21 protein-coding genes and 2 pseudogenes are annotated in these 23,804 nt (G+C 48.3%); 11 read left to right on the forward strand and 12 right to left on the reverse strand.

What is annotated here, in order from left to right; translation table 11 throughout:
* Window positions 1–168 precede the first annotated feature (168 nt).
* Window positions 169–387: a hypothetical protein gene (locus tag H6F67_RS26725; RefSeq protein ID WP_190769699.1), complete on the reverse strand. Its 219-nt coding sequence runs from the start codon at window positions 385–387 to the stop codon at window positions 169–171.
* Between the two features lie 245 nt (window positions 388–632).
* Between H6F67_RS26725 and H6F67_RS26730 the strand changes: the two genes are divergently transcribed.
* The 4 genes from H6F67_RS26730 to H6F67_RS26745 all read left to right on the forward strand — a co-directional run bounded on the left by H6F67_RS26730 (window position 633) and on the right by H6F67_RS26745 (window position 6,207).
* Window positions 633–803, forward strand: a complete 171-nt coding sequence (locus H6F67_RS26730; protein ID WP_190769700.1) for a hypothetical protein — start codon at window positions 633–635, stop codon at window positions 801–803.
* Complete coding sequence (locus H6F67_RS26735) at window positions 784–1,269, forward strand: GIY-YIG nuclease family protein (RefSeq protein WP_190769701.1); 486 nt, start codon at window positions 784–786, stop codon at window positions 1,267–1,269. Before H6F67_RS26730 ends, H6F67_RS26735 begins: the two co-directional genes overlap by 20 nt.
* 580 nt (window positions 1,270–1,849) lie before the next feature.
* Window positions 1,850–3,484: a helix-turn-helix domain-containing protein gene (locus H6F67_RS26740; RefSeq protein WP_190769702.1), complete on the forward strand. Its 1,635-nt coding sequence runs from the start codon at window positions 1,850–1,852 to the stop codon at window positions 3,482–3,484.
* 941 nt (window positions 3,485–4,425) lie between these two features.
* The gene (locus H6F67_RS26745) at window positions 4,426–6,207 is read left to right on the forward strand and encodes a hypothetical protein (protein WP_190769703.1); all 1,782 of its coding nucleotides are present in this window, start codon (window positions 4,426–4,428) and stop codon (window positions 6,205–6,207) included.
* Window positions 6,208–6,213: 6 nt separating this feature from the next.
* Here the strand turns inward: H6F67_RS26745 and H6F67_RS26750 are convergent, their stop codons facing one another.
* Window positions 6,214–6,483 carry a hypothetical protein gene (locus tag H6F67_RS26750; protein ID WP_190769704.1) on the reverse strand — a complete coding sequence of 90 codons (270 nt, stop codon included), beginning with the start codon at window positions 6,481–6,483 and terminating at the stop codon, window positions 6,214–6,216.
* A gap of 94 nt (window positions 6,484–6,577) precedes the next feature.
* Between H6F67_RS26750 and H6F67_RS26755 the strand changes: the two genes are divergently transcribed.
* The 4 genes from H6F67_RS26755 to H6F67_RS26770 all read left to right on the forward strand — a co-directional run bounded on the left by H6F67_RS26755 (window position 6,578) and on the right by H6F67_RS26770 (window position 9,269).
* A complete protein-coding gene (locus H6F67_RS26755; protein WP_190769705.1) occupies window positions 6,578–7,210 on the forward strand; it encodes a hypothetical protein in 633 nt (210 codons plus the stop codon).
* Window positions 7,211–7,308: 98 nt separating this feature from the next.
* Entirely contained in the window at window positions 7,309–7,626 is a 318-nt protein-coding gene (locus H6F67_RS26760) for an HNH endonuclease (protein WP_190769706.1), read from the forward strand.
* Between the two features lie 44 nt (window positions 7,627–7,670).
* Complete coding sequence (locus H6F67_RS26765) at window positions 7,671–7,844, forward strand: hypothetical protein (RefSeq protein ID WP_190769707.1); 174 nt, start codon at window positions 7,671–7,673, stop codon at window positions 7,842–7,844.
* 393 nt (window positions 7,845–8,237) lie between these two features.
* Entirely contained in the window at window positions 8,238–9,269 is a 1,032-nt protein-coding gene (locus tag H6F67_RS26770) for a DUF6745 domain-containing protein (RefSeq protein WP_190769708.1), read from the forward strand.
* Window positions 9,270–9,453: 184 nt separating this feature from the next.
* Here the strand turns inward: H6F67_RS26770 and H6F67_RS26775 are convergent, their stop codons facing one another.
* On the reverse strand, window positions 9,454–9,621 hold the full coding sequence (locus H6F67_RS26775; RefSeq protein WP_190769709.1) for a hypothetical protein: 168 nt from the start codon (window positions 9,619–9,621) through the stop codon (window positions 9,454–9,456).
* A gap of 158 nt (window positions 9,622–9,779) precedes the next feature.
* Here H6F67_RS26775 and H6F67_RS26780 point away from each other — a divergent pair.
* Window positions 9,780–10,043, forward strand: a pseudogene (locus H6F67_RS26780) (ImmA/IrrE family metallo-endopeptidase); the annotation flags it as partial.
* Window positions 10,044–10,051: 8 nt separating this feature from the next.
* Complete coding sequence (locus H6F67_RS26785; protein WP_190769710.1) at window positions 10,052–10,825, forward strand: DUF4058 family protein; 774 nt, start codon at window positions 10,052–10,054, stop codon at window positions 10,823–10,825.
* Window positions 10,826–10,917: 92 nt separating this feature from the next.
* Here the strand turns inward: H6F67_RS26785 and H6F67_RS26790 are convergent, their stop codons facing one another.
* Window positions 10,918–11,319, reverse strand: coding sequence for a hypothetical protein (locus tag H6F67_RS26790; RefSeq protein ID WP_190769711.1), 402 nt, complete (start codon window positions 11,317–11,319; stop codon window positions 10,918–10,920).
* 20 nt (window positions 11,320–11,339) lie between these two features.
* A complete protein-coding gene (locus tag H6F67_RS27470; protein WP_199304664.1) occupies window positions 11,340–11,591 on the reverse strand; it encodes a winged helix-turn-helix domain-containing protein in 252 nt (83 codons plus the stop codon).
* 507 nt (window positions 11,592–12,098) lie between these two features.
* On the opposite strand from H6F67_RS27470, the pseudogene H6F67_RS26800 reads away from it, so the two are divergent.
* A pseudogene (locus H6F67_RS26800) lies at window positions 12,099–13,448 on the forward strand (DUF2254 domain-containing protein).
* A gap of 3 nt (window positions 13,449–13,451) precedes the next feature.
* Here the strand turns inward: H6F67_RS26800 and H6F67_RS26805 are convergent.
* From H6F67_RS26805 to H6F67_RS26835, 7 genes are all read right to left on the reverse strand, one after another.
* The gene (locus H6F67_RS26805; protein ID WP_190769712.1) at window positions 13,452–14,933 is read right to left on the reverse strand and encodes a hypothetical protein; all 1,482 of its coding nucleotides are present in this window, start codon (window positions 14,931–14,933) and stop codon (window positions 13,452–13,454) included.
* 151 nt (window positions 14,934–15,084) lie between these two features.
* The gene (locus H6F67_RS26810) at window positions 15,085–15,720 is read right to left on the reverse strand and encodes a DUF3611 family protein (protein WP_242020824.1); all 636 of its coding nucleotides are present in this window, start codon (window positions 15,718–15,720) and stop codon (window positions 15,085–15,087) included.
* A gap of 437 nt (window positions 15,721–16,157) precedes the next feature.
* Window positions 16,158–18,173: a serine hydrolase gene (locus H6F67_RS26815; RefSeq protein ID WP_190769713.1), complete on the reverse strand. Its 2,016-nt coding sequence runs from the start codon at window positions 18,171–18,173 to the stop codon at window positions 16,158–16,160.
* 100 nt (window positions 18,174–18,273) lie between these two features.
* Window positions 18,274–19,056, reverse strand: coding sequence for a DUF1206 domain-containing protein (locus tag H6F67_RS26820; protein WP_242020825.1), 783 nt, complete (start codon window positions 19,054–19,056; stop codon window positions 18,274–18,276).
* Window positions 19,057–19,173: 117 nt separating this feature from the next.
* Window positions 19,174–20,130 (reverse strand): metallophosphoesterase, encoded by a 957-nt coding sequence (locus tag H6F67_RS26825; protein ID WP_190769715.1) that lies wholly within the window; start codon window positions 20,128–20,130, stop codon window positions 19,174–19,176.
* Window positions 20,127–22,619 (reverse strand): glycoside hydrolase family 31 protein, encoded by a 2,493-nt coding sequence (locus H6F67_RS26830; protein ID WP_190769716.1) that lies wholly within the window; start codon window positions 22,617–22,619, stop codon window positions 20,127–20,129. The genes H6F67_RS26825 and H6F67_RS26830 overlap by 4 nt, the downstream gene beginning before the upstream one ends.
* A 154-nt stretch (window positions 22,620–22,773) precedes the next feature.
* Window positions 22,774–23,745 (reverse strand): hypothetical protein, encoded by a 972-nt coding sequence (locus H6F67_RS26835; protein WP_242020826.1) that lies wholly within the window; start codon window positions 23,743–23,745, stop codon window positions 22,774–22,776.
* Window positions 23,746–23,804 lie beyond the last annotated feature (59 nt).

A 23,804-nucleotide genomic window follows, 5' to 3' on the forward strand; every position in this document is an offset into this window, starting at 1 on the left:
ATAGCGCTGCTCTAACTCGTCCACACTCAAATGCTCGGCGATTTGAATTCGTTTGGGCATTGGTCGTATCAAGTGCTACCCCTTTATTATGGGCTTTTACCCGGATTTAATATAAGCCACAACCCACGATCGATCGCCAAACGCGCTTGTGGAGATTTGAGAATTTCATTATTGATCTCCTCCAGCGGCAGTGCGATCGTCGTAGAAAACTTCGGTCGCCACGATCTTGTGGTTGCCGTCTGGGTCGGTGGCCGTGATGCGATAGCCGCTGGTGTCTACGTTGGTGTAGCCTGCCTGCTCAATGCTGAGTTGTTGACGGGTCTCCAAGTCGCAATCGTTGGGCGCATCGCCGCTGGTTTCTTCGCGGCGCTCAAAGAATTTGGGCATGATGGAATTAGCTCCTTTTAGTTGTGGGAGTCGTCCAGCGGGGGAAGTTTCTCAGGCCGACCCTGCTGGACAACTACAAAATTTGTGTAGCGACGAGAATTTTGCAAATTCCCGACTTTCACCCACACTGTAGCAGTTTGAATTTATAAACACAACATGGTTTAATCTGAGTCAATCCGTCTTAAGCTGTGGAGGATGTCTAGGAGTAAGCTATGGATGGTGATTGTGTGAGACGTAGTAGCACTGTGGCAGACCGAATCAACGTAGACATCGAGGGCTTGCGCGATCGCATCGATAAAGCTCACGCGAGCAATCCGCTGTGGAGCAAGCTATCGATGGCGCAGAAACTCAGGCAACTAATTGAAGATGCACTGAGTGCGGTTGAACAGGAAAAAGATGATGAAGCCCGAAGTTGATTTGCTCTCGTTGCCATCTTTGCCGCTGGCTGAGAAAGCACAACTGCCTGACATCTTTGCCATCTACTTTGTGTTGGATGGCGATCGCGTTCTCTACATTGGCAAAACGATCAACTTGCGGGAGCGCTGGACAACCCATCATCGGTTCAAACAGTTTAAGAAGATGACTGCGCCTATTCGCATTGCCTGGATCGAGTGCAGTGACGCAACTTTACTGACTGCGATCGAAGCGGCATTGATCGAGCATTTTCAGCCGCTACTGAACCAGACGAAGTACGAGCAGACAAAACCGAAAGTGACAGCTTATGTGCTAGGTGCAATGGGTGCTGCGATCGACTCCGAGGCGGCGAAAGAATGGCGATCGAAGTCGCAAATGATTGAATTACTGCTCAAAGAGGCGCTTGAAGCTCGTGGCTATGACTTCACCCAAGAGTCAGGCCAGAACGACGAGTCAGAACAAACGTGAGTAAAGCGCCAGTTTTTTGAAGCATTCTCAGCCCGAACGAGACTGAGCGCCAGTAGCATTCACCTAACATCTTTGTAATTTCTTATGTAACTGCCTTCCTGTCGTTGATTGGCAGGAGTTACATAAGAAATGTCCAACAGGCGCTGGCAAAGTTCTAGCTGAAAATAAATTTTGAATGACTAGAACAATATGGCGACATACCTCAACTAATCATTAACTTCTTCCTATGTAACCCGTTGATGAGAAGTGCGTTTGGCAAAAGTTACATAAGAAACAGGGTAATCATCTCTCGTACAAACTGCGATCGCCAATTGCCATTTGTCTTATGTAACTTTTTCAGGCTTTCAGGTTTAAAGGTTACATAAGGTTTGAGATTGCAAAGTTCGAGCAACTTCAGTAAACCAAAAAGAAAGCAAGTTAAGCGATCACCACTGGCACTGAAAACAATCACGTTTGTTACAAAACTGTTTTGTGCTAAAACTTAAGACCAACTTGCACCCGCTTCGGGTATCCTTATTGATTTATCATGTCGGCAGTTTTTCCAAGTTAGTTTTGTTTACCGCTGAATGAGATAGTTGTCATGCCAGCCCAGAAACGAAAATCATCTCAACAGCCGATCGCTAGCCAAGAGCAAGCCGCGATCGATGTCGTTTCAATTACTGTTGTGGATGACTCTACCGTCGAGGTTGAGCCAGCAGCACAGCCAGCTCAACTTGGCAAACCGCGTCGGCGTGGACGGCATCCGGCTGTTAAGCGGCCTGCGACTAGCCCCGATCTTTTCACCGACGGCTCGATCGATCGGATGGCGTCAAACCGCTTAATTTGGGAAGGGTGCAACATCCTCACGCAAGGCGAGAGTTTGGGATGGACTGATTCTGGCGAGGGGTCGGCCTGCTACAGCATTCCTGTTGCGAAAGGCAAAGGGTTCGTTTCGTTTTGGGTGACGAATGAACTATTTGCCAAACAGCCAGGGGCCTTAGAGGGAGAAGCGGCGATCGCCTTGATCGAGCAATTCGATATCCGAGCCGCCTGTATGCACCTGATCTATGCGGCTCACGCCACCCAGCTCGATCGCCCTTGGGAACAATCGTTCGTCCTCAACGACACGCAGGTTGAGCGGTACCTGGGTCTTGATCAAAACCGCAACTTTAAAAATAAGCAGGAAAAGTTGCAGTTCATGCTGGAGCTAGCAAAGCAGCCTTGTCACCTGCTGGTTTATGTTTCGTGGCCGGATCAAGGAAGAGTCAAAGCATTTACGGTAAGTCGAACTTGGCTGTGGGAAATGACCGAGCCAATGCTGCATTTCCAAGAGTGTCTATCGGATGACAACGGAGAGGCCGTCGGCGAAAAACAGCTCGTCGGCTTTACACTCCGCGTCCGCTGTGGGTACTGGGCGAATCACTTTCTCAACCCCGATCGACTGCTAGACAAATCCGGCTACTACGAATACAGCATCCTGACACAGGGACTCTTGCACGACATCATGAGTACCTGGCATCACTACGAGGGAGCTGCCCGCCTAATCACGTGGCTTCTGTTCAAAGTTCGAGTCAATCGCAGCAGCCCGATCGTGGTCGAAACCCTGATGAAAGTTGCGTTTGGAGAAAAATTTTTAGAGGAAGCTAAAGCAGGCTATCGGCAAAGATCCAAGCTGACGCGATCGTGGACGATCTCCCTCAAAGTTCTGCATGAGAAAGGGTGGACGCTCACTCCTGACCTTGAAACCTACCCCCTTCAATACTGGTTTGAGGATGCCAATATCGAGACGCTTGCTCAAGTTCCTGACGACCCAGAGCAGGCCGCCGCCTTTTGGTCAGAAGATGCAGCAAAACCAAAAGGACAACGCCTTACTGACAAAACGAAGCGATCGAAAGAAGCATTTGAGCAACTGCTAGCTAGCAAAATCTGGGTACGGCCTCCCGCTGCGATCGCCGAAAAACTGGACGAACTCGATAGGCAGCGGGCAGCGCAGCGAGACAAACTAGCGGCCAAATCAGCACTTAGCCCCGCTTCAACAACAGAATCGGCAACTGACATTGTGATCACTGGCGAATGGGTAAGGCAAAAGCGGACTGCCAAGAAATTGAGCCAGCGCGACCTTGCGAATTTAACGGGCATCAGCCAGAAGATGATTTCGATGATCGAGAATGGCGATCGGGTCATCAGCTCAACGAACCAGGAGCGGCTGTTAAAAGCCTTCCCTGAAAATTTGTAGGGCGAATTGGCAATCGCTCCACAATTTTGCCAATTTGTACTCAAGAATAGCTTTTACCCTAGAGGCTTGTACTCAAAAATAGCTTTTAGTCGCGAGGCTCAGCGGTTTGAGACACAAACGAAAGGAGCGATCGCGCAGCGAGAATTTTGTACTCAGGAATATCTTTTACCTTAGAGGCTTGTACTCAAAAAACGCTGGAGTGCAGCAGAGTTAGGTGTTCTAGGCTGTACTCAAAAATAGCTTTCACCCTGGTGGTTGTCGAATTTGTACTCAAAAATAGCTTTTACCTTAGAGGGGCAGATCAGAAATCTGGAGACCTTGCAAGGTCTGTACTCAAGAATAGCTTTTACCCTAGAGGCAAGATCGGCTAAACCTTAGTCAGCTCAAGCACTTGAGAAAGAGCAAGACTGCACCAGTTTGTACTCAAAAATAGCTTTTACCTTCGTGGTGAATGATTCGGTTTGTACTCAAAAATAGCTTTTACTCTAGAGGATTGTACTCAAAGATCACATCCATTCAGAAGAAAGCAGGCTGAAATCTGTACTCAAGAAATAGCTTTTACCTTAGAGGGTGAGGCTAGAGCAGCAGCAAGCAAAACAAAACAGTTTTGGACACTCCCCAGAACGATCGCCCATCAGCAGCGCAACCAAAGTTGTACTCAATTGTACTCAGTTGTACTCAAAAACAGCTTTCAACCCAGATGAGAACATCTTTCAGGTTGGAGGTTAATAGCTTTCAGATTAGATGAAAAGATTTTTGCGTTGCTTGAAACCCTTACAACGTAAAGCTTTCAAATTTGAGTACAAATCTGATCATTCTGATCAGTTTGATCGCTTGGTACTCAAGTACTCAAAAAAATGGCATTGCTATTGTGAAACATCTCAAAGCGTCGATCGAGGTGTTTTATCCGCAGCACAGCCGCCACTGACCCATTTGGGTACGTGCAGGAGTGGGAAGACAAATTCCTGGCTCTATTTCCGCATCGGTATGACTATATCTGGGCAGAACATCCAGCTCCCCATCAAAGGCCAGAATGGAAAACGGAAAGCCGCCATCCACTCAGCGATCGCCTCATCCGGCAAAACAGCTATCTCTACGGCGTTCGCTTCGGGGCTGAGACAACCTACTGCCTGCTCGACGCCGACATAAAGAGCATATATCACCCGAATCAAGACCCATTCGCGATCGATCGAATCATCGCAGCACTAGAACCACTCGGCCTCGTTAGCTATGTAGCCTGCACATCGAGCTACAGCAACGGCCTTCACCTATATTTTCCGTTTCAGCAAGCTCAAAGTAGCCGGCAGATTGCGATCGCCGTTGCAACACTGCTGGAAAATGCAGGATTCAAGCTTTTGCCGGGACAGCTCGAAGTTTTCCCGAACCCCAAACCCTACAGCGCTGGCACCACGCTTAGCTTATTTAACGCCCACCGTCTACCGATGCAGGCAGGCTCATACCTGGTAGACAAAACATTTCAACCGATTTGGAGCAGTCAAGAACGATTCGTCCAGCAGTGGGAATTCGCCCAATCGCGCAATGAACTGGATACCAAAACACTCAAGCAGGTTATCAAGCAGGCCAGACGCCAACACTTCCGCATCTCTGGGAAAGCTGACAAATTCCTCAACGATCTAAACGCCGAGATCGAGATCGGGTGGACAGGACCCAGCCAAACCAATCGACTGCTGGGGCGAATCACCATGCGGGCGTTCATCTTTGAGCATATTTTATCCGGTGGCGAACCGTTGGAAGGACAAGCTCTGATTGAAGAAATTGTCAGGACAGCGCGATTGCTCCCCGGCTATCAGGAATGGTGTCGCCATCAACATGAAATCGAACATCGTGCCGAAGAATGGGTGCGCTGCATCGAAAACAGTCACTACTTCCATTACGGCGACCCAGAAGGCAAACTCAAAGCCCAAAAAGACCCTCAGCTAGAGCAAGCAATCGAGCAGGCCCCCAATTGGAATCAACAACAGTCCGCCGCCGCCCGCGACCGCATTCGTCGAGCGATCGCAGATCTGCTAGAGAAAAACGCACTGCCCGCAAAAGCAACTGCCCGTTTCCACGCCTTGCTAACTTATGGCATCGGCGGCAGTTCACTTTACCGTCATCGTCAACTTTGGCATCCAAATTACCTGATTGCTGAGAGTGAGCAGGCATTAGCTAACGACCCAATACCCCCAAGCTTATTCTCAGGTGCAGGCGGTGATACCGTTCACAGCAATGATTCTGGCGATCGAACTGTGCAAGCAAACGAGGCGATCGCTGGTAATTGTGCCCCTCAATCTGTCGATGATTTAATTTCAAGCGCATTTGACAAATCGAACTATACCCAGCCTGCCCTATTTGCTCTTAAGGACTGGGCAGAAATGCGTCAAGAAGCCAACCGCACTGCTCGACGACAGCGACGACGCATCCAACAGGAGCGATCGCATGCCACTCAGATTACCCGAATGCAGCGATTCCTTCATTCTGGCGATCCGGTCTTGGTGGCTGAAGCTTTGGCGTGGGCGCAAATTAATCCAGGCGTAATCGATCGTCAGCAGTTGGCGTTGCCTTTGGATGTGTTGACGGCGATCGCCCAGCAGGTGCAGCGCTTGGGCTGGTCGCCACCGCAGCTTAGCGATCGTCTAGATCAGCATTTGGGTAAGCGATCGCTGTCAGATCTCACGCTGCCGGAGTTGTTGCAGTGCTTGCAATGGTTGAGTCATGTTTGACAACCATTACTGATCCGTTCGATCGCTTTCTGGTGGCGAGATACCATCCTCGCGCTCTTGCTGTTCAATTCCGCGTCGCAACAAAAATCGGATGGCTCGCCCGAATGACATTTCTGCCAGAAACGGATTGGTTTTTTGCAGTCGTTCAATCCGTTCTCTGAGATCTGAAATATCAACTGTAAGGCGATCGCGCTTGTCTGCCATTCCCTCAAAATACTGGGTTTGGCGAGCCTTGATCTGTTTGTCACCATAACTAACTATTCTGGTGACAGACATAGTATATTAGAACTATGCAAAGAAAAGCAGGGCAGCGTTAATAAGCAGTCCTTGCCTTCGACCCACAGACATTGGAAAAAAGGTTTGCACCTATATGGCTGCTCAATCCCCAACACTTGGCAATTTGGTTTCCGCCCGTGTGCAAATAAAGGGCACTCGCATTTTGCTGTGGAATCACTTTGGTCCTCACGCCCTGCCGCTTGAACCGCAAGAACGCGATGGTATTGCGGGTAATGATCCACAGGAATGGCGGCGATCGGTCTTAATGAACTCGGAGCGCGAACTTTATGTGTTGCCGAGCTATTGCTTTCGATGTTTGCGCGAGGGTGGCAAATTTCTCAAGCAGGGACGTAGCAATCTGGAAAAGGCGATCGCCTCATCGCTGCGGATTCAAAACAAGCCTATTTATATTGATGGGCGATCGGTTCCTCAACAGCCCGAATACATCCACAACGGCATGTTTATGGAGGTGACACCAGAAGTTTTTATTGATGTGAGCGGCGTAGTTAATCCCAGCACCCGCAGACGCAACATCCGCTACCGCGTGGCGACTGCCCCAGGTTGGACTTGCAGTTTCACGGTGGAATTTGACAAAACGATCATTTCTCGCTCCCAGATGCACAGTGCCTGCATCCAGGCTGGTGCATTGGTGGGTTTGGGGGATGCACGCCAAATTGGGCTAGGCCGCTTCGATCTTATGTCATTTGAAATTTCTGACACGTCCTAGCGGCGCGTCAGGTCGGGGCATCGCTCGACTAGGTTAGGCGCGTCCCGGCTCGGATCGGCTCGGAGTGACAAGGCACGGTTTCACATTCAACAAAAAGTATGGGCAAGTTTCAGCGGCGGAAAGAACGGCCTTCTCGATCGACCTGGAGAATCACACGTCGGCGGATTTGGGAGCGCGATCAAGGGAAATGCCAAGGGCCATACTGCACGGATACTTTGCCCTATTCACTGCCGCTCTTAGTGGCACACATCGATCACGTTCGAGAGCTATCGCGGGGTGGCAGCAATCGCGATCGCAACTTACGTGTTCTTTGCCGCCGCTGCCACGTCCTTAGGGCTAGCCAGCCACATCACGGTATGATCGCCAAGGCACTGCGCGACGAAATTATTCCACCAGAATGGCGATCGCTGGTTTGAGAATAACCGAATGCTGCATTTGAATCAGGAAGATCGATTGCAATTTGCCAGATTCACTCAAAGCGATCGCAGCACAGCTTGAGATCGCTTCCACCCAGCAGGAGATCGCGCAGCAAGAACTCTACTGTTTGCTGAGCTTTACAGGCGATCTATTCAACCTGCACGAGATTGCTAACGCCGTACACGCTCAGCCTACAACTCCGCAGTGGTTCGCATAGCCATCGCCCAAACTGCTTTACAGCCAAGCTGTAGGCGAATGTGGATCAACAATCAGATTCAAACTCTTGTTGAATTTCTAAAGTCACGCCAAATTGCACAATTCCTTCTGGGTTGATTTTGCGAAAGTTCAAAATTAACTCGGAAGCTGCAGATTTAAGAATGACTAGTAGGCGATCGTAGCCTGCTCACAATACTTCCCAACTTACTTACACTTCCTATATGCTGCATCGTCTGACTTCAGCCCAACGCTCACATCTCCCCCAGCACCGCCAGCACTGGCAATCAGCCGCACTATCGATCGCTGCCCTTGATCCAATTGGGACGAAATGCGGGTGCAGGCCCTTATTACTGCTAGTCGCTCAGATCAAAAGGCCGTACCGCAGCAAGTAGTTGTGGTAGAAAGTCCCTGGCAAGCACTCAAACTCCGCAACGCTTGGAATAAGCCACCTGCTCTGCAAGATTTTGCAATGCTACTGCAAAGTCATGTTGCTCAATTATTGGGCGAAATTGAAGCCCAAATCGATCGAAGGCTGCTCGAAATCCTGCACGTTGAATTAGCCGCACCGCTGCAACAAGTTGTCACCGAAAGCTTGACTAGTCCGATCGTGGCTGCGATCGCCCAGCAGCAAGATTTAACAGCCGCGATCGAGGCTAATCAAATCCTGATTAACGGTGATGCTCAAGCAATTGCAATTGAGCAGTGGCTCCCTACCATTTGCCTGCTTGACTATGCGATCGATGTTTTGAACTGCGCCATTACGAACTTTGAATTGTGGCGATCGCTGCGATCGCTGGTCAGCAATTGCGGATGGATTGTACCCATTTCCGAACAGCTTTACCTAGTGAGCGATCGCCCTGTACGCTTATGCATCAACAGTCGCCGTCAACTACACGCAGAATCTGGAGTGACGGCCTTAGCCTTCAGCGACGGCATGGGACTGTATGCGCGACTGGGACAACTGCTGCCAGAGCGCTACGGGAAAATTCCTGAGGACGATTGGCATGGACGATGGGTGGCTGAGGAGCCTGATCCCCAGTTAAAACAACTGCTGATTGAAGGCATCGGTTATGAGCGCTTGAGCCTGGAGTTAGCAGCAACTCAACTTGACGCTCAGTGGGATTATCAATTGCTCCATTGGGACGCTGCCCTAGTCGGTAAACCTTTAACTGTCATTACGCAACCCGGAATTGAGCTTGAGGTGGATGCAGTACCAGTGCCGATCGACATCATGACTGTGGAAGCAGCGCTGGAATGGGTAGCAGCACAGCCAGGAGGTGGGTGGCCGGAACCTTTAAGCAGTAAGGGCGACTTTTGGGAGTGCTGGTATCGCACACCAATTGATGGACCAATGCTGCGATCGTCCGATCAGTTCAATAATTCCCCACAGTTCGCATCAGACGAAAACCAAAATTCAGTGGATTGAGAACGGAAACTACGACATTTACATCGATCAGGTGACACTGCAATCGCGTCAAAAGCGCGTTCCGCAAATTTTGCTCCGGCTACATCTCCATTGATCGCCATTTCTTATGTAACTGATGCAAAACTAGCACAAGCATTGGTTACATAAGAAATTTGTCGTTGGGGTTAGGGCAAATGCTGAAGCGTTAAAGCCAAAACGGACGATCGCTCTCAGCCACGTAAACTCCATTGAGTTGTAAATCAGCTAGCCGATCTGCACCGTGCAGCAGCATTGGCAATCGAGGTGGCTTGAGTGCGCCGCGATGCAGCAGCGTCAATTTCAAAGTGGTGTCCAAAAGTTGTTCGATCGGCACCGGGTGTCCTTCTGAGGGCACCGTTAACCGAATTGGGCGAGGAACGATTGGGCGAGGAACGCCAATCCTCTTGCTCACCTGAGTTGTCACCAAAATCGCTTCAGTTTGAGAGAGCTTGAAACCAAGGCCGCGAGTGGGAGCCACAACATGCCAATTACCGCCGAATCCAAGCCGATTCTCGTGAGTGGCAAGCTCAACATTTTGCGATCTGTTTGTTGATGCCGCGCTTTAAGATCGAGGAGGTGCGGCGATCGAGAAATCTGCTCAACTGGAAACACCTGGATGCAATCAAAGAAGAATTAGGCGTTTCTAAGCGCAATTTGCTGCATCGCCTGAAAGACTTGGAATTGGTTCAGGAGGTTGGCAGGCAACTTTACCCCAGCGAAAAGCTCAAATCTGATGCACCATTGCTCAAGCACTGATTGAAACGATGCCGTCACCCTTTCCAGGCATGAATCCTTACCTAGAGCATCCGCAACTGTGGGAAGAAGTCCACAGTCGGCTGATCGTGGCGATCGCAGATGCACTTGGCCCACAATTGCGCCCTAAATACCGAGTGGCGATCGAAAAACGAGTTTATGAAAATGCAGACGACTTGTTGATTGGACGACCAGACGGAGCAATTTTTCGAGCCGTGCCCGATGCAGCAGTTACACCGACTTCATCAGGTGGAGTGTTGACTGAGCCGATCGTCGTTGAAGTGCCGATGCCCGAAGAAGTTACAGAGCGCTATTTGGAGATCCGGGAAGTCGAAACAGGTGAAGTGATCACAACTTTGGAGTTGCTTTCGCCCAGCAACAAAAAGCCAGGAAAAGGACGGCAAGTATATGAAGCAAAACGATTGGCAGTCTTAGGCAGTTTGACTCACCTGCTCGAAATCGATTTGATTCGAGCGTTCAAGCCGCTACCCGTTCGTGGAGCGATCGCCACTTCGCTCTACCGAATTTTAGTCAGTCGTGCTGACTTGCGCCCCAAGGCTGCGCTGTATGCTTTTAACCTACCTGACCCCATTCCAGTCTTCCCAATTCCACTACGGCCAGAAGATCCGGAAATACTTTTGGATCTACAGTTTTTGCTCAATCAAGTCTACGATCGGGCGAGCTATGATTTGGCGATCGACTACACGCAAGAACCAGTTCCGCCATTGCAGGAGGCGGATGCAAAATGGGCAGATGCCCATCTGAAAGCGCAAAAATTGCGGTAGCCGACACGGTAGGCTTGAACGTTGCGGAAGTGGTGCGTGTCAAGCGCTGTGCCAGCGGCCAACGCCTCCCATACCAGGGCGACATCGACGATTTACTTGAACGACTGCGTGATCATCTCGCCCTCACCATTCCGGTAGGTTGTTTCTTGCGATCGAGCATACGTCTGTTGTGATATGGCGTCTAGGCAGACACGGGCGGCGACCCCAAGCCAAGCTGCTGCCTCAAGGCGGGAAGCGACACCTGCCGCATCTGCGCTAAGGTGATGAGCCGTTGGAGGCGATTGGCTGTCGGCTTGCTCAACCGTGTCGGTGAGCGTCAGCAGTTCCTGATGTTCTGGGTCAGTGAGAATGTCGGCTTGCAGTTTTTCGCGCAGTTCGCGGTAGCGCTGGTGAATGTCGGGCAAAAGTGGCTGCTGAATTTGCGCCATCAGTTCGGCTTCGGACGGCGGCAGGTTAACGATCGCCGTTCCCGCAATGCCGAAAGCTCCAGTCACAAAAACCATCAAACAGTGAGCTAGACACGCAATCGATAGCCGACACCGCGAACGGTTTCGATATAGCTTTCGCCCAACTTGCGACGCAGATGTCCAACGTAGACATTCACCACGTTGGTATCTGCTCCATAGTCATAGCCCCAAATTCGATCAAGCAACTGTTCGCAGATCATCACCTGCACTGAATGGCGCATCAGCACCTCAACGAACAGAAATTCGCGGGCAGACAGTTCAACTTGGCGATCGCCCACCCAAACCTGACGAGTGAGCAAATCCTGCGTAATGCCGTCGCCCTATAGCCGCGTTTCCTGCTTGGTGCGGGGAATGGAACAATTGCGAAGCTTCACCCGCAATCGTGCCGACAGTTCCTCAAATTGAAACGATCTGGTTAAAGTATGCAATGAACTGAAGGATTTGGTGCTTGAGATTTTCGGTTGAAGTGAAATTACCCCGCCTGAGTAAGCGACGTATCGGGAGACTGAACCAACATTCAATCAGACTGAGCCATGATTGATGATTTGCGATCGCGCGATCAAGTCATCACTGCAATCAAGCAGAAACTCTGCATCGAAAATGGCATCGATCTCCCTGATCCGACGCGACAAATTCTCTTTCACGATTAAACTGAAGAAATCGATAGCGATTGCGCTCGGCGGCGAGTAAGGATGGCTTGCAGGCAAACAGGAAGCTCCCAAGCCGTGCAGCAGGGATGGTTCACTGCAAAAACTTGCAGAAATACGGTCTTAGTCAGATGGAAATGGTCGGGCAGGTAATGACGTATGAAACATACAAAGCTCGCCAAGTTTTGGGATCGGTTGCGATCGAGCTATTGGTTTTTGCCCACATTAATTGCAGGCGTTGATTTCGCCTTGGCATTAGGGTTACTCGAAATCGATCGAAGGGGCAAAGCGCCAGGATGGTGGTGGCTCTACACAGGCGGTACAAACGGAGCACGATCGATGCTCTCGACGATCGCAAGTTCAATGGCGACCGTTGCAGGAACGGCATTTTCAATTACGATCGTTGCCCTTCAGCTTGCCTCTTCGCAGTTTGGCCCGCGCCTGCTGCGAAATTTTATGCAGGACATTGGCAATCAAATCGTTTTATGAACCTTTATTGGCACATTTCTTTACTGTCTGCTGGTGCTACGCAATATTCGTAGCAAAGAGTCGAATCAGTTTGTGCCGCAGCTTTCGGTTACGATCGGCATTGGATTAGCAATCATCAGCGTTTTGGTGTTGATTTATTTCATCCACCATGATTCGACGATTATTCAGGCTGCTCATGTGATTGAGGATGCAAGTAAAGATTTCGATCGCGTTATCGATCGCTTATTTCCAGAAGAATTTGGGCAGTAGCCACAGCAAAATCAAAAAAAAATTGGCGAACTTCCTCATGATTTTGAGATGCGATCGAGGTCAATTTCTTCACATCACAAAGGATATTTACAGGCCATTGATGATAACGAAGTGATGAAAATTGCGCGTCAGGCTGATGTGTTGCTCTGGCTCAAAACGCAACCTGGAGAATATTTGATTCTTGGCAGTCCACTGGCCTTGATTTATCCCGAAGAACATCATTCTCCTGCATTAGTAAAGAAAATCAATCAAGCCCTCATTTTTGGCAAAGAACGCACTGAGCAACAAGATATTGCCTTTCCAATCGAACAACTGGTGGAAATTGCGCTGCGAGCGATTTCTCCGGCAGTGAATGACCCGTTCACGGCCATTCGCTGTATCGATCGATTGGGTGCAGGATTTAGCCAACTGGTTCAACGCGATTGGCCTTCACCCTACCGCTACGACAAATTTCAACAGTTACGAGTGATCGCGGAACCCATTGCGCTAGAATACCTGCTCGATCGCGCCTTTAGTCCAATTCGGCAGTATGCTCAATCGGATTCAGCCGTGACGATGCGCTTGCTAGAATCGATCGCGCTCATTGCCCTCCACACAAAAACGCCAAAACAAAAGCGACTTTTGCGACATCACACCGAAATGATTTTGCGCGGCAGTCAGCAGGGTTTGTCGGAGGAGTGCGATCGCGCTGATGTCGGGCAACGCTATCAGCAAGTTTTGCAGGCACTCAACTCTGAAAATTCTTTTTCGCCGGAATTAAAGCAGCTTTAATGTTCATTTCAAACTGGATGAGGCGACTGCATCAATCCAGCGAACAAGATGGCGATCGCTAAACTCGGCTAGAAATTGGTCTAGCTGATCCAATGTCAGCGGAGTTGGCATCGGTAAGCTTCCCTTCAGCTTTTTCAGTTCAGTATAGTGCCTAACAAAAGAAGCCATATCGTTTGGGTAGGTTTGCTCATTGATACCAACAAACTGCCCGTGTTTTTGAGCACGAGTCAGAATCGATCGCCATTCTTCTATTGAAGCAATTCCCAACGAACGAATCCCGTTTGAGAATAGATTCATGTAGAGTTCATCGTAGGGCTGCGTACTGTCGAGATAGTTCTTGAGTCGATCGCGAGAAGTTTGATCGTTAAACACAATCCAAAATGGCACCAGTCCAAGCCGCAGCGTCCACCAGGGTTGAAGGTAAACGAACGATTCGACAAACAAGCGATTTTCCGCAGAAGGAATCTCGTCAGAAATAGGTAAGCGACGTTGTTGATACCACCAGCGGTAAAATTCTGCTACAAACGGACTCATATCTTGTGGATAGTCCAACACAATGCGACGAACACGAAAGCTATGTTCACGCGCAAAAGCTTCAACATCTTCGCGCAAAGCTGGTTCAAATCCCCATTCTGATTCAGGTAGCCAGCCGTCTGGATCGGGCGCGTCCCAGTATTGATGGGTCGAGCCATTTCGCTGCAAAAAGTCTTGAATCTTGGGACTCTTTTCAAAATATTCTTCTGGCGTTAACCCCCCTTTGCCACCGAGTTGAAAAAAGTGGCGATCGCTCACGCGAGTTGATAGCCAAGTATTTTGGCATTCCAACAGAAACAGCGTTGCACCGGGAACCAAATTTTCTTGCAAAAAGAGTTTATAGGTTTCACCAAGCCGAGTCCGCTTCAACCGGAAATAACCCACACTGGGAACCTTAAGGCGATCCTGGTTGGGATCGTGCATCTGGTAAACGGCGAGGTCTGGGTTGTTTTGCAGCAGGCGATCGGCCAGCGGTTTTCCCCACTCTAGCGCCTTTTTTGGTTCGTCCGGGTCTGTTCGATGCTTCATGCAAACAAGGAGCGTCTGCGGCAACCAGGGAATTCCCAAGGCAGCACAGAAATGTACGGCTGCACCGTTTGAGGAGCCAATCATTACAGCCGGATAGCGTTGGCGCGGATATTGACTTGTCACCCAACGTGACATTGTTTCGGCTCGCACATCATCAACAACATCGGGCGAAGAGGCATTTGCCCAACCGCCGATCGTTGAAAACGTTTGTGATAAATCTCGCGGCAAATGAGCCATCACTTTAGCACCCAATTTTTTGAGGGAAGGTGCTTTTCTACCTGCGGGTAAGTCTTTACCATGCAGATATTGCCCCAGCGCTTGTAAGGCCATCGTCGCAGAATCAAGACCCGTAATATAGCTTGGTTTCCTGCCAAAAGCTGCCAGAATATCAATGACGTTGAGACGAGTTGAAGCAGACTGCATGATACTTTTTCTTTCGCCTTTAAACATCTTTTGTCACTGGATTTACATCAGTTGCTGAGTTAGGTTTAAGCGATCGACAGGTGCAAATTCTTTTAGACGGCGATCGCAGTTTTGTTCGCGTTTCTAGAAAATGCGCTTCACCTCTACGGGTCTAAAGCGGGTCTGAGGGACGATGCAGCCAGTAAAACACGCCCAGTGCAGCAATTGCTCCCACGAAATGGGCCGTTATTCCTAATGTGTTTGCTGCGGCAACAAACACATCAAGTGATCGAATAATCCGATTGGGATCATAAATTGCTACCCCCTGTGGTTGAGCAACTGATTTTGCCAATAGCACTGCGATCGTTGTTCCAGTTCCTAAAATCATCAGCAACATTCCAGCCAGTCCCGTCATTGCAGCCAACCGTAGCACCTGCATGACCTTGGCTCTTTTCGGATGAATCAGCGGGTCAGGATTGCGAAGTCGCTTAGAAAAACGAATCAGTCGAAAGGCAAGATAAATGCCAAACAGCAAGACGAAAATGCCGCAGACTGCCCAAAACATACCAATTCCTAAACCAGGAGTGGTCGCTTGAGTAGGAGTGACAGCCACTCCAGGAACTCCGGGTGGAGCAACGATCGCCTGATTAAAAGTGCGTCCAGAAATTGCTAGCAGCAACAGTACACTAGAAGCTGCCGCCAGCCCAGTTTGGATTGCAAAGCTCGACCATGCGGCAATTCTCAAAACCGCAGCAATTCGTTCAAGACGAGTGCTTAGCGGCTGTATTTCTATCTCATTTTGCATCATTCACCTGCCTTAACTAAAGAAAAAATCATTTTACTTTGGTTTACGATTCAACGAGTCTGAAATATCAAGCATGATTGCTTCTTCTTACCAGAGATGTTCTGCCCAAAGCTTAGAATTGCGATCGCTTCGCTATAAACTTAGATCAATCGGATTTGCTGTAGCAGCGGATGTGAAGAAATAGGCAAAGCCAAAGAAAGCAAAATAATTGTAGCTACAGCCTGATGCTAATTATTTTGATGTTTCATGATAAAAACCTGCACGATTCAACTTATTTGAGAAATAAGACAAGTTTGACAAAGCTTAATACGGCGAGCTTGTTTGACGCTCGAATTAATACTAATAGGCAAGCAAAAATATTATCTCTATCTATTGGTCGAGCTTCACCGACTATAAAAGATTAGTCAATCAAAAGTGTGAATAAACCGTATATTTGAAACTCAAGTTTTAGCGATAAGAAGATTCCAGTAATAAAGAAATGGAATGAACAGCAATGCTGCAAGTGTAACAAAAGAGTAATATAGTCTTGACTGCCACGACCAGTACTGATTTTTCCATGCAAAGATGCTGCTAATTAGCAGTCCAAGAGATAAAATCGCTGCGATCGGTAATAGGTGAAGCAGAAAACTTACAGCCATCGGCACACCATAAGCAAGCTTCCAGGCTCCAGTCATCCACAGAAATAGTCCCGATGCAATGAGTGGAAAAAGATACAGTCCGCCTGCGAAAGCAGCCATCAGGTGAGCATAGCGAGTGAACTTGTAAGGTGCTTTAGAGTTTGACGATCGATTGATCCATTTGCTGATCGGACTGATGAAGCAGGCCGAGAGCAAAAGTACAACGCAGATGCCAGCGAACCAGAGTTGGAAGACGATCGTTTCATACCAAGGCAATTTTTGAAATGCGCCAATCTTTGCATTGATAGGATTGAAGAGATAGCGAACTTTATCGCTTGCATCTTCGCCAAAAGCTGTGTAACCATCATCGTCAATCTGCTTCAGAAGAAGCGGTTCAACTGGAACTAACTTTTTTCGGGTAATGCTGCTTGGAAAATAAAGACCTGGCGTTTCGATTGCCAATCGATTATTGCCTTCCGCTTTCACATGAAGATGCCCAAATGGAGCGGTGAGTTTAGCCAGTGTATCGCGGGGATGCTCTAAATCCTGATAGGTGCCTTCAAAGCGCTTGAGATCAACCTCAGCGATCGCATTAGGTACGGTCACAGGGGGAGCAGGATAGTAGCGATCGAAAAAGCGAGTCAGCACATTACTGGATACGGAACCAAGACTATTGAAAGCAGTAAAAATACCAATATTCTTTTCAGGAATTAATGTTAAAGAACTGGAGTATCCCGGCATACTGCCAACATGTCCAATCATTCGCAGATTGTTTTCAAACCGTTCATGAAAACCATAGGCAGATCCCGGTAATTTTGGATGATGGGTAAAGTGCTGCTGATGCATAAGCTCCGCAGTGCTTTCTTCAAGAATGCGAGTACTACCATATTTTCCTTTCTGTAAATGAGCAATCATGAAGTTTGCCATATCGGTTGCAGTGGCACTTAAAGCGGCGGCTGGTGCAATATTAAAGTAAAGAAATGGGTAGGAATTGAAGCGTTGATTTTGATAGCGGTAGCCTGGACTGAGCGCAAATTGCAGTTCAGGAGGAACAGGTTGTTGAAAGGCACTGCGCTGCATCCCTAATGGCTGCAAAATGTTTTGCTCAACATATTCTACAAATGGCGTTTCACTAATCGTTTGTACTAAGTATCCTAATAGAGTGATTCCCATATTGGAATAGGCGTAAATTTCTCCAGGCGGAAAAATCAACGGAGGCATTCGATCGGGAATGAATCGCTCCAAGGCAGTCATTTCTGCGGCAGTGGGAGCGGCGATTCCAAGTAACCGCTGAGTGGTGCCATCGGTTTGCGTCATCAAATTAGCAGCGGTGATCGGTCGATCGAATGGATTTTGAATTTTGAAAGCCTGTAAATACTGATTGACATCCGCATTGAGATCCAGCAATCCGCGTTCATAAAGCTGCATGATTGCTGTATCCGTGAATAGTTTAGACAGCGATGCAACTCGGAACAAAGTGCGATCGCCATCGACAGGTATTGTTTTCTCCGGATCAATAAAGCCATAGCCTTTGACAAAGAAAAGCCTGCCGTCTTTGACGACCGAAACTACACCGCCTAAAGTATGTTCCTGCTCCATTTCTTGAGGTAAAAATGCATCAAGAAATGCTTCTAACTCTTGCGGGTCATCTAGCCCCGGAGCCGCTTGAGTTTGGCTTGAATCGATCGAAGGGTCAGGCGGTGATGATTGGGAAGGAATTAGATTATTAGACTGAGCGATCGCACTGGTTGGATAAGATGTAGCAACTAGCGACATACAAAGTACAGCTAGAATGACCGACTTCGTTAGCTTAATCAGAACTTTTTTCCAATTCTTCATGATTTGGCTCACTCCACCCTTTCTTAATTTCTACAGTAGCTACTTTGTTTCTAGTGTTTCGTTGTTTTTTCCTGAATTCTTTAGATCGGCTGAATGACGATTAAGGCTGAGTAACTCGTCGATAGCGAGCTTCAATTAAGCAGTAGATGCTGTAGGCAATTAACCCGAACGCAACAGTGCCTAACATCCAAGCACCAAACAGTTGTCTTTCTAGCATTGTCAATACACCGCCCAACCCTCGTGCTGCACGAGCATTAGAATGAAGAGCGGCTAAAACTAGAAATAATCCGATCATGCCGAATACAATTCCGCGTGCTGCAAGGCCGAACTGACCTAATATTTTTGCCCATTGCCATTCGGTTCTGCTCATCTGATAGCGTTTAAAGTGACACTGAAAGCTAGCTTTGTAGGCTTGGTAGAGGTATGAAATTCCGACCGCAATCATCACGAGTCCTGCTAGACCGACCAACCATCTCCCGAACGGGTAAGCCATAAATCGAGTTGTCCAGTCTTGAATTGCACTACCGTTAATGTCCTCACTGTCCGTAATTAGCTCTACGGCTGAGAGCGCCAATCCGCTGTAGGCGATCGCGCTAAATCCATAGCCGATGCGCCGCACAATCTGCTTTGCATTCATTTTCTCATTGGAATGATCCGGATCAAAAACGGTTTGGACGATGCGCCAGAGAACGTAACCCGCTAAGCCCATCGCAATTAAAATCAACAAAAACTTACCGAAAGGCTGTTTCACAATTGTTACTAATGCGCCAGTTGTATTAATGATTTCTCCGCCCGTTGTTAAGGAGACCTGTGCTGCTAGCAACCCGACCACAAAATAAACAACTCCCTTCGCGGCGTACCCAAATCGTGCAAGTTTTTCCATACAAGGATGAGATGCAGCGCGTCGTGCGGATCGCTGCAAATGATGGAGCAAATTATAAAGGAGAAGGTTTCGACGACTCATTGTGATTGCTTCAAGGGCGCGATCGACTGCGGTGAGTTATGTCTTGGCTTGTAGTGTGAAAATGGTTAATTCAGGTGAGCAGTTGAAGCGAATGGGTAGATAACTAAAACCAATGCCGCGATTAATGTAGAGGCGATTCCCTGCGTTGCCATAGCCGGGAATCCAACCAGATACACGCACAACATCACCTTTAATTTGGGAGAGCCATGACCAACTTGGTTTACTCTCTACAAAAGTCATCCATGACCATTGCGGCAAGAAGGGAATCCGAATTTGCCCGCCGTGAGTATGTCCTGCAACCGCGATCGGGGCTGTACCCGCTGGAAGTTCAGCAAAAGAAGCGGGATTGTGCATTAAAACAAAACGGGCTGCATTGTTCGGAACTTGAGCGATCGCGGCCAAAGGCTGAGATTGCTTTGGAAGGTAGGCTCCGATTCCAACTAAGTAAAGTCTTTCATTCCCCAAAGTTTGATCGGCATTTGGAAGAACGATCGCTTCGTTTTGCAATACTTGAATGCCGATCGATTCTAATGCCTGCTGAATTTGATTGGCTCGCTGTTGTCCTGCTGCACTTGCTTGAGTGAGCGTCTTAACGTCATAGTCATGATTGCCCAAGACGGCATAAGTCGGAATCTGAGCGGCAGTCAGTGGGCGAACTAGTTCGATTACTCGATCGAGTTCTGGCGTTAAATTCTCTCCTGGCTTGTAAACAAAATCACCTGCGATCAAAGCAGCAGCGGGACGGTCTTGAATGATTTGATCGATCGCCCGCTCAACGGTGCTAGCGTTTGCCATCCACATCCCAAATTGAAAGTCTGAAATTACGGCAATTCGCTTTCCTTGCCAGAGTCGGGAAAGGGCAGGAATTTCGGCGGCAACGACGCTCCGAGCGAGAACATAAGGCTCCACCAATCCCCAAGCTAGCAGCACCAATAAACAGCCGAGTAAAGATAACAGTAAGTATTGAGTGCGTCTCCAAAACCGCTTTTTCATTTTGTTGTTTCCGAAAGAATGAGTGCTGTTTTTGTCGCATCTATAGCTGGTTCAATTTCTAGCTGAATTCGATCGAAATCATCCACTCCAAAACAATTTTTTTCATAAGTGAGTGAAATACCATCAACCTGAATCTGACGAATTTTGACTCCATGCAGACAGATACGAATTCCTATATAAGGAAAAGGATAATTTCCTTCTTGTCGTCGAGTTAGTTCTAAACCAGAAGAATGGTGGGTTAAGCAAAATCGATCGATCCGCTTTTCTCCAAACCCATCACCAGCATCACTGTAAACTTCCCCTGCACAGTTTCCCTGCACAGATGGATAAAGGTGCAAAATAAGCTGCTGATTTTCTACCATCGGAAGGATAGTACCTGCTTTGACTAGCAGCGGCACTTGGTTCAGCGAAGCGTGCAGTTCAATTTGATTTGCACCTGCTTCGATCGCATCTGTCCAAAAGTGATACCAATATCCTTCAGGAAGTCGAATCTGGCGCGTTTGCATATTTCGATGCACGATTGGGCAAACCAGTAGCGCATCACCTAATAGAAACGCATCTTCAATTTCCCAAAGTTCTTGATCTTCAGGGCTGTCCCAAAACACAGGTCTGACTAGAGGACATCCGGTTTGGTTGGTCTGCCATGCCAGCGTATAAAAGTAGGGAATTAAACGCTCTCGAAACTTCAACAGATCTCGAACAATGCTGAGTGCTGGTTCTCCAAAACTCCAAGGGGTACGATGTTTCACGCTACTTGCAGAATGCGTTCGACAGAACGGCAAAAAAGCAGCCATTTGGAACCAGCGAATGTATAGTTCGGCAGACGGATTGCCTTGAAAACCGCCGATATCCGGTCCTGTATAAGGCATTCCCGACAAGCTCAGATTCAACACGGTTGGAATCGTTTGTTGCAGGGCTTGCCAACTGCTTTCGATGTCGCCTGTCCATGACCAAGCATATCGCTGAATTCCTGCCCATCCCGATCGCGACACAATGAACGGACGCTGTTCTGGCTGATAGTTTTGCAGGGCTTCATAGCCTGCTCGTGCTTGCAGAAACCCGTAAAGATTGTGAGCTTCTTGATGATTACCACCCCTTCCTTCCATAGCGTGATGAGTCGATCGCCCTGGCAACGATCGATCGCCCCACAGAGCAAAAACGGCTGGTTCGTTCATATCATGCCAGAATCCAGCAATGCCTAAATCGAGCAAATACTGATACTGACGACTCCACCAGTGCCGTGCTTGCGGATTCGTAAAATCAGGAAAGGCACACATTCCCGGCCAAACAGGAGCAAGCACAGGTTCACCATTGGATTGAGTACAAAATACCTTCTGTTCTCGCCCTTCCTGAAACAGACGATTATTTCGACCGGCTTTGACACCAGGGTTAACAATAATAATTAATCGAGTTCCACGTTCGGCTAATTCTTGAGCAAATTGTGCAAGATTTGGGAAGCGATCGGGATCGATCGTGAAGGCACGAAAACTATCTAGACAATCAATGTCTAAATGCATTGCAGAAAGCGGCAAGTCGTGCGCTACAAATCGATGTGCTGTTTCGCGCAAAACCGTTTCTTGTTCGTATCCCCAGCGTGATTGGTGATAGCCAAATGCCCAGCACGGTGGCAGCGGAGGACGACCTGTTAGCTCGGTATATCGCTTGAGCAACTGAGGCAAAGAACCTACTGCCACGTAATAGCGCAGTGCTCCACCATCAAACTCAGCCGTTGCGGTTTCCTTAAAGCGAAACGTTGCTGGATGTGAATTTTCGTAGAAGATGAGGTAGCTGCCTTGCGAATGTAGCCCCACATAAACAGGGATGCTCATATAGAGCGGATCGGTTCCTGAACCGTATCGAGCAACCGGATCATTATTCCACATTCGATAGGTTCTGGCTTTACCTTTTGAGTCCGGGGATGTTCGCAGGTTGAGCGGTGCGGCACGCTCTCCCAAACCGTGAATTTGTTCTTCTGGTCGCAGATCTGCTTGATGAATCCAGCCTTCTTCTCGATGCGATTTTGCCATAGGAAGGGTAGTCGATCGCTGGGGCGATCGCTCCTTCCGCACGACCCTTCCAGTCAAATCTTGAAACTCTAAACTAGCATCTTGATAAACAATAACTTTAAGAGCAGAGCTACTGAGCAGCCAGCGATCGCCTTGATCTTCAAACGTCACTTCAACAGGTTCCCATTCCGATTTGGCAATTGCATAGGGAACGGGTGCGACTCCAGGTGTCCAATGAACGCACACCATATCAGAAGCCAAAAACTCAAGCTCCAGTCCTAAATGCCCGAAATCGAAGTGTCCGCCCTGCACTGTTGACTCAGCATTGTGAATTGCTCCTGGCAGTTCGATCGCTTCAAATCTCGATCGTTCACGAGCCTGATATTCTAACCGCTCTCGCTGCAAAGGATAGATGAGCGATCCAAGAAATCGTTTCCCTCGAATCAAGCGTAGTTTGAGTGACACCTGCTTGAGAAAATGCATTACGCCTCGCCTGTAATATTCTGATCAAACTTCCTCAATCAAGAAATTGATGGGGAAAGAAGGCTACTAATTTCTAGCCAAAAAACTGTAGCGAAGTGATTTTCTTTCCCGCCTTCATGTTCTTCTATTGAGCACCATCTGGAATGGCAGAAGGCTAAACATTTTCTGCAATTAATACAGGTCTGTTGTTATATTCTGCTTCTAGCTGCCGCTGAATTCCTGCCTCCCAACTGAAGCCGTATTCGCGCTCCAATTCGGCAACTACAAAGGGACGCAACACCCCCGTCACTGCAACTTTTCCCCCTTCTCTAATCACAGGCTGATCGACGGCTGGCCTTGTTCGCAGGACTAGCAAATCCTCGCCTCCAAACAGTTGCTCTTCGTCCAAGGTAAAGGTATTTGCACCTTCAATTTCTTCGACTTCGCCCGTGACCGCAAGCGGTTTGCCATAGTATTGTTGAGGATTACTGGTCAACTCACCGGGTTTTGGAGCAGTAGTGATCGATCGAGCAATCAGTGCGGGCTGGTTCTCATAATCCACATACAGATCGGTATCTAAATCCAGGTCGAATTCACGCTCTACGTCTGCAAGAACGAAATTGCGAACTTCACCTGTGACTTGAATATCAGTTCCATCGGTTGGCAGAACAAGGGGTTGGCCTGATGCATTTACCACCAAAATTGGTTCACTGCCAAAGAACTGCTGATCGGCAATGGTGAATGTGTTTGTGCCAATTGTTTCGATCGGTTCACTTCTGACCGTTACGGTTTGACCAATATATCGATTGGTGTTTTCAGCAACTTCCTCAGTAGAAACATTGGTCTGATTTGGCGCGGATGCTTGAGGTTCAGGCGTTTCACAACCTGATAGCAAAACTGTAATCAATGTCAGTGCCATTGTGCTACGCACTAAACACTTCTTAGTCGAAGAAATGGTTTGAGTATCTTCTTGCCGCTTTGTAAATTGCACCACAATCAATCTCCCTTGCTTTTCATTCGCTGGACTGGAAATTTCAATCCTCTTCAATCTCTTCTTCGTCAATTTCTTCTCGTTCAAAGCCTGCTTCGCAACTACAGGCAGCCTAAATAGGATGTGAACAAATGGTAGGCTGAGGGTGTGCCTCAAACTCTACCCTCTCAGACAATGGAAACGCTCGAACAGTTTATTCAAAGTAACCCACATAC

Source organism: Microcoleus sp. FACHB-1515 (assembly GCF_014696105.1).
Classification (GTDB): domain Bacteria; phylum Cyanobacteriota; class Cyanobacteriia; order Elainellales; family Elainellaceae; genus JAAUTJ01.

Excerpts from the sequence above, each read along its gene's own strand:
- H6F67_RS26740 (WP_190769702.1), top strand. The coding sequence starts at position 1,850 with ATGCCAGCCCAGAAACGAAAATCATCTCAACAGCCGATCGCTAGCCAA.
- H6F67_RS26820 (WP_242020825.1), bottom strand. The coding sequence starts at position 19,056 with ATGGAAAAACTTGCACGATTTGGGTACGCCGCGAAGGGAGTTGTTTAT.
- H6F67_RS26735 (WP_190769701.1), top strand. The coding sequence starts at position 784 with ATGATGAAGCCCGAAGTTGATTTGCTCTCGTTGCCATCTTTGCCGCTG.
- H6F67_RS26810 (WP_242020824.1), bottom strand. The coding sequence starts at position 15,720 with ATGATGCAAAATGAGATAGAAATACAGCCGCTAAGCACTCGTCTTGAA.
- H6F67_RS26760 (WP_190769706.1), top strand. The coding sequence starts at position 7,309 with ATGGGCAAGTTTCAGCGGCGGAAAGAACGGCCTTCTCGATCGACCTGG.
- H6F67_RS26725 (WP_190769699.1), bottom strand. The coding sequence starts at position 387 with ATGCCCAAATTCTTTGAGCGCCGCGAAGAAACCAGCGGCGATGCGCCC.
- H6F67_RS26755 (WP_190769705.1), top strand. The coding sequence starts at position 6,578 with ATGGCTGCTCAATCCCCAACACTTGGCAATTTGGTTTCCGCCCGTGTG.
- H6F67_RS26825 (WP_190769715.1), bottom strand. The coding sequence starts at position 20,130 with ATGAAAAAGCGGTTTTGGAGACGCACTCAATACTTACTGTTATCTTTA.
- H6F67_RS26830 (WP_190769716.1), bottom strand. The coding sequence starts at position 22,619 with ATGCATTTTCTCAAGCAGGTGTCACTCAAACTACGCTTGATTCGAGGG.
- H6F67_RS26785 (WP_190769710.1), top strand. The coding sequence starts at position 10,052 with ATGCCGTCACCCTTTCCAGGCATGAATCCTTACCTAGAGCATCCGCAA.
- H6F67_RS26815 (WP_190769713.1), bottom strand. The coding sequence starts at position 18,173 with ATGAAGAATTGGAAAAAAGTTCTGATTAAGCTAACGAAGTCGGTCATT.
- H6F67_RS26805 (WP_190769712.1), bottom strand. The coding sequence starts at position 14,933 with ATGCAGTCTGCTTCAACTCGTCTCAACGTCATTGATATTCTGGCAGCT.
- H6F67_RS26750 (WP_190769704.1), bottom strand. The coding sequence starts at position 6,483 with ATGTCTGTCACCAGAATAGTTAGTTATGGTGACAAACAGATCAAGGCT.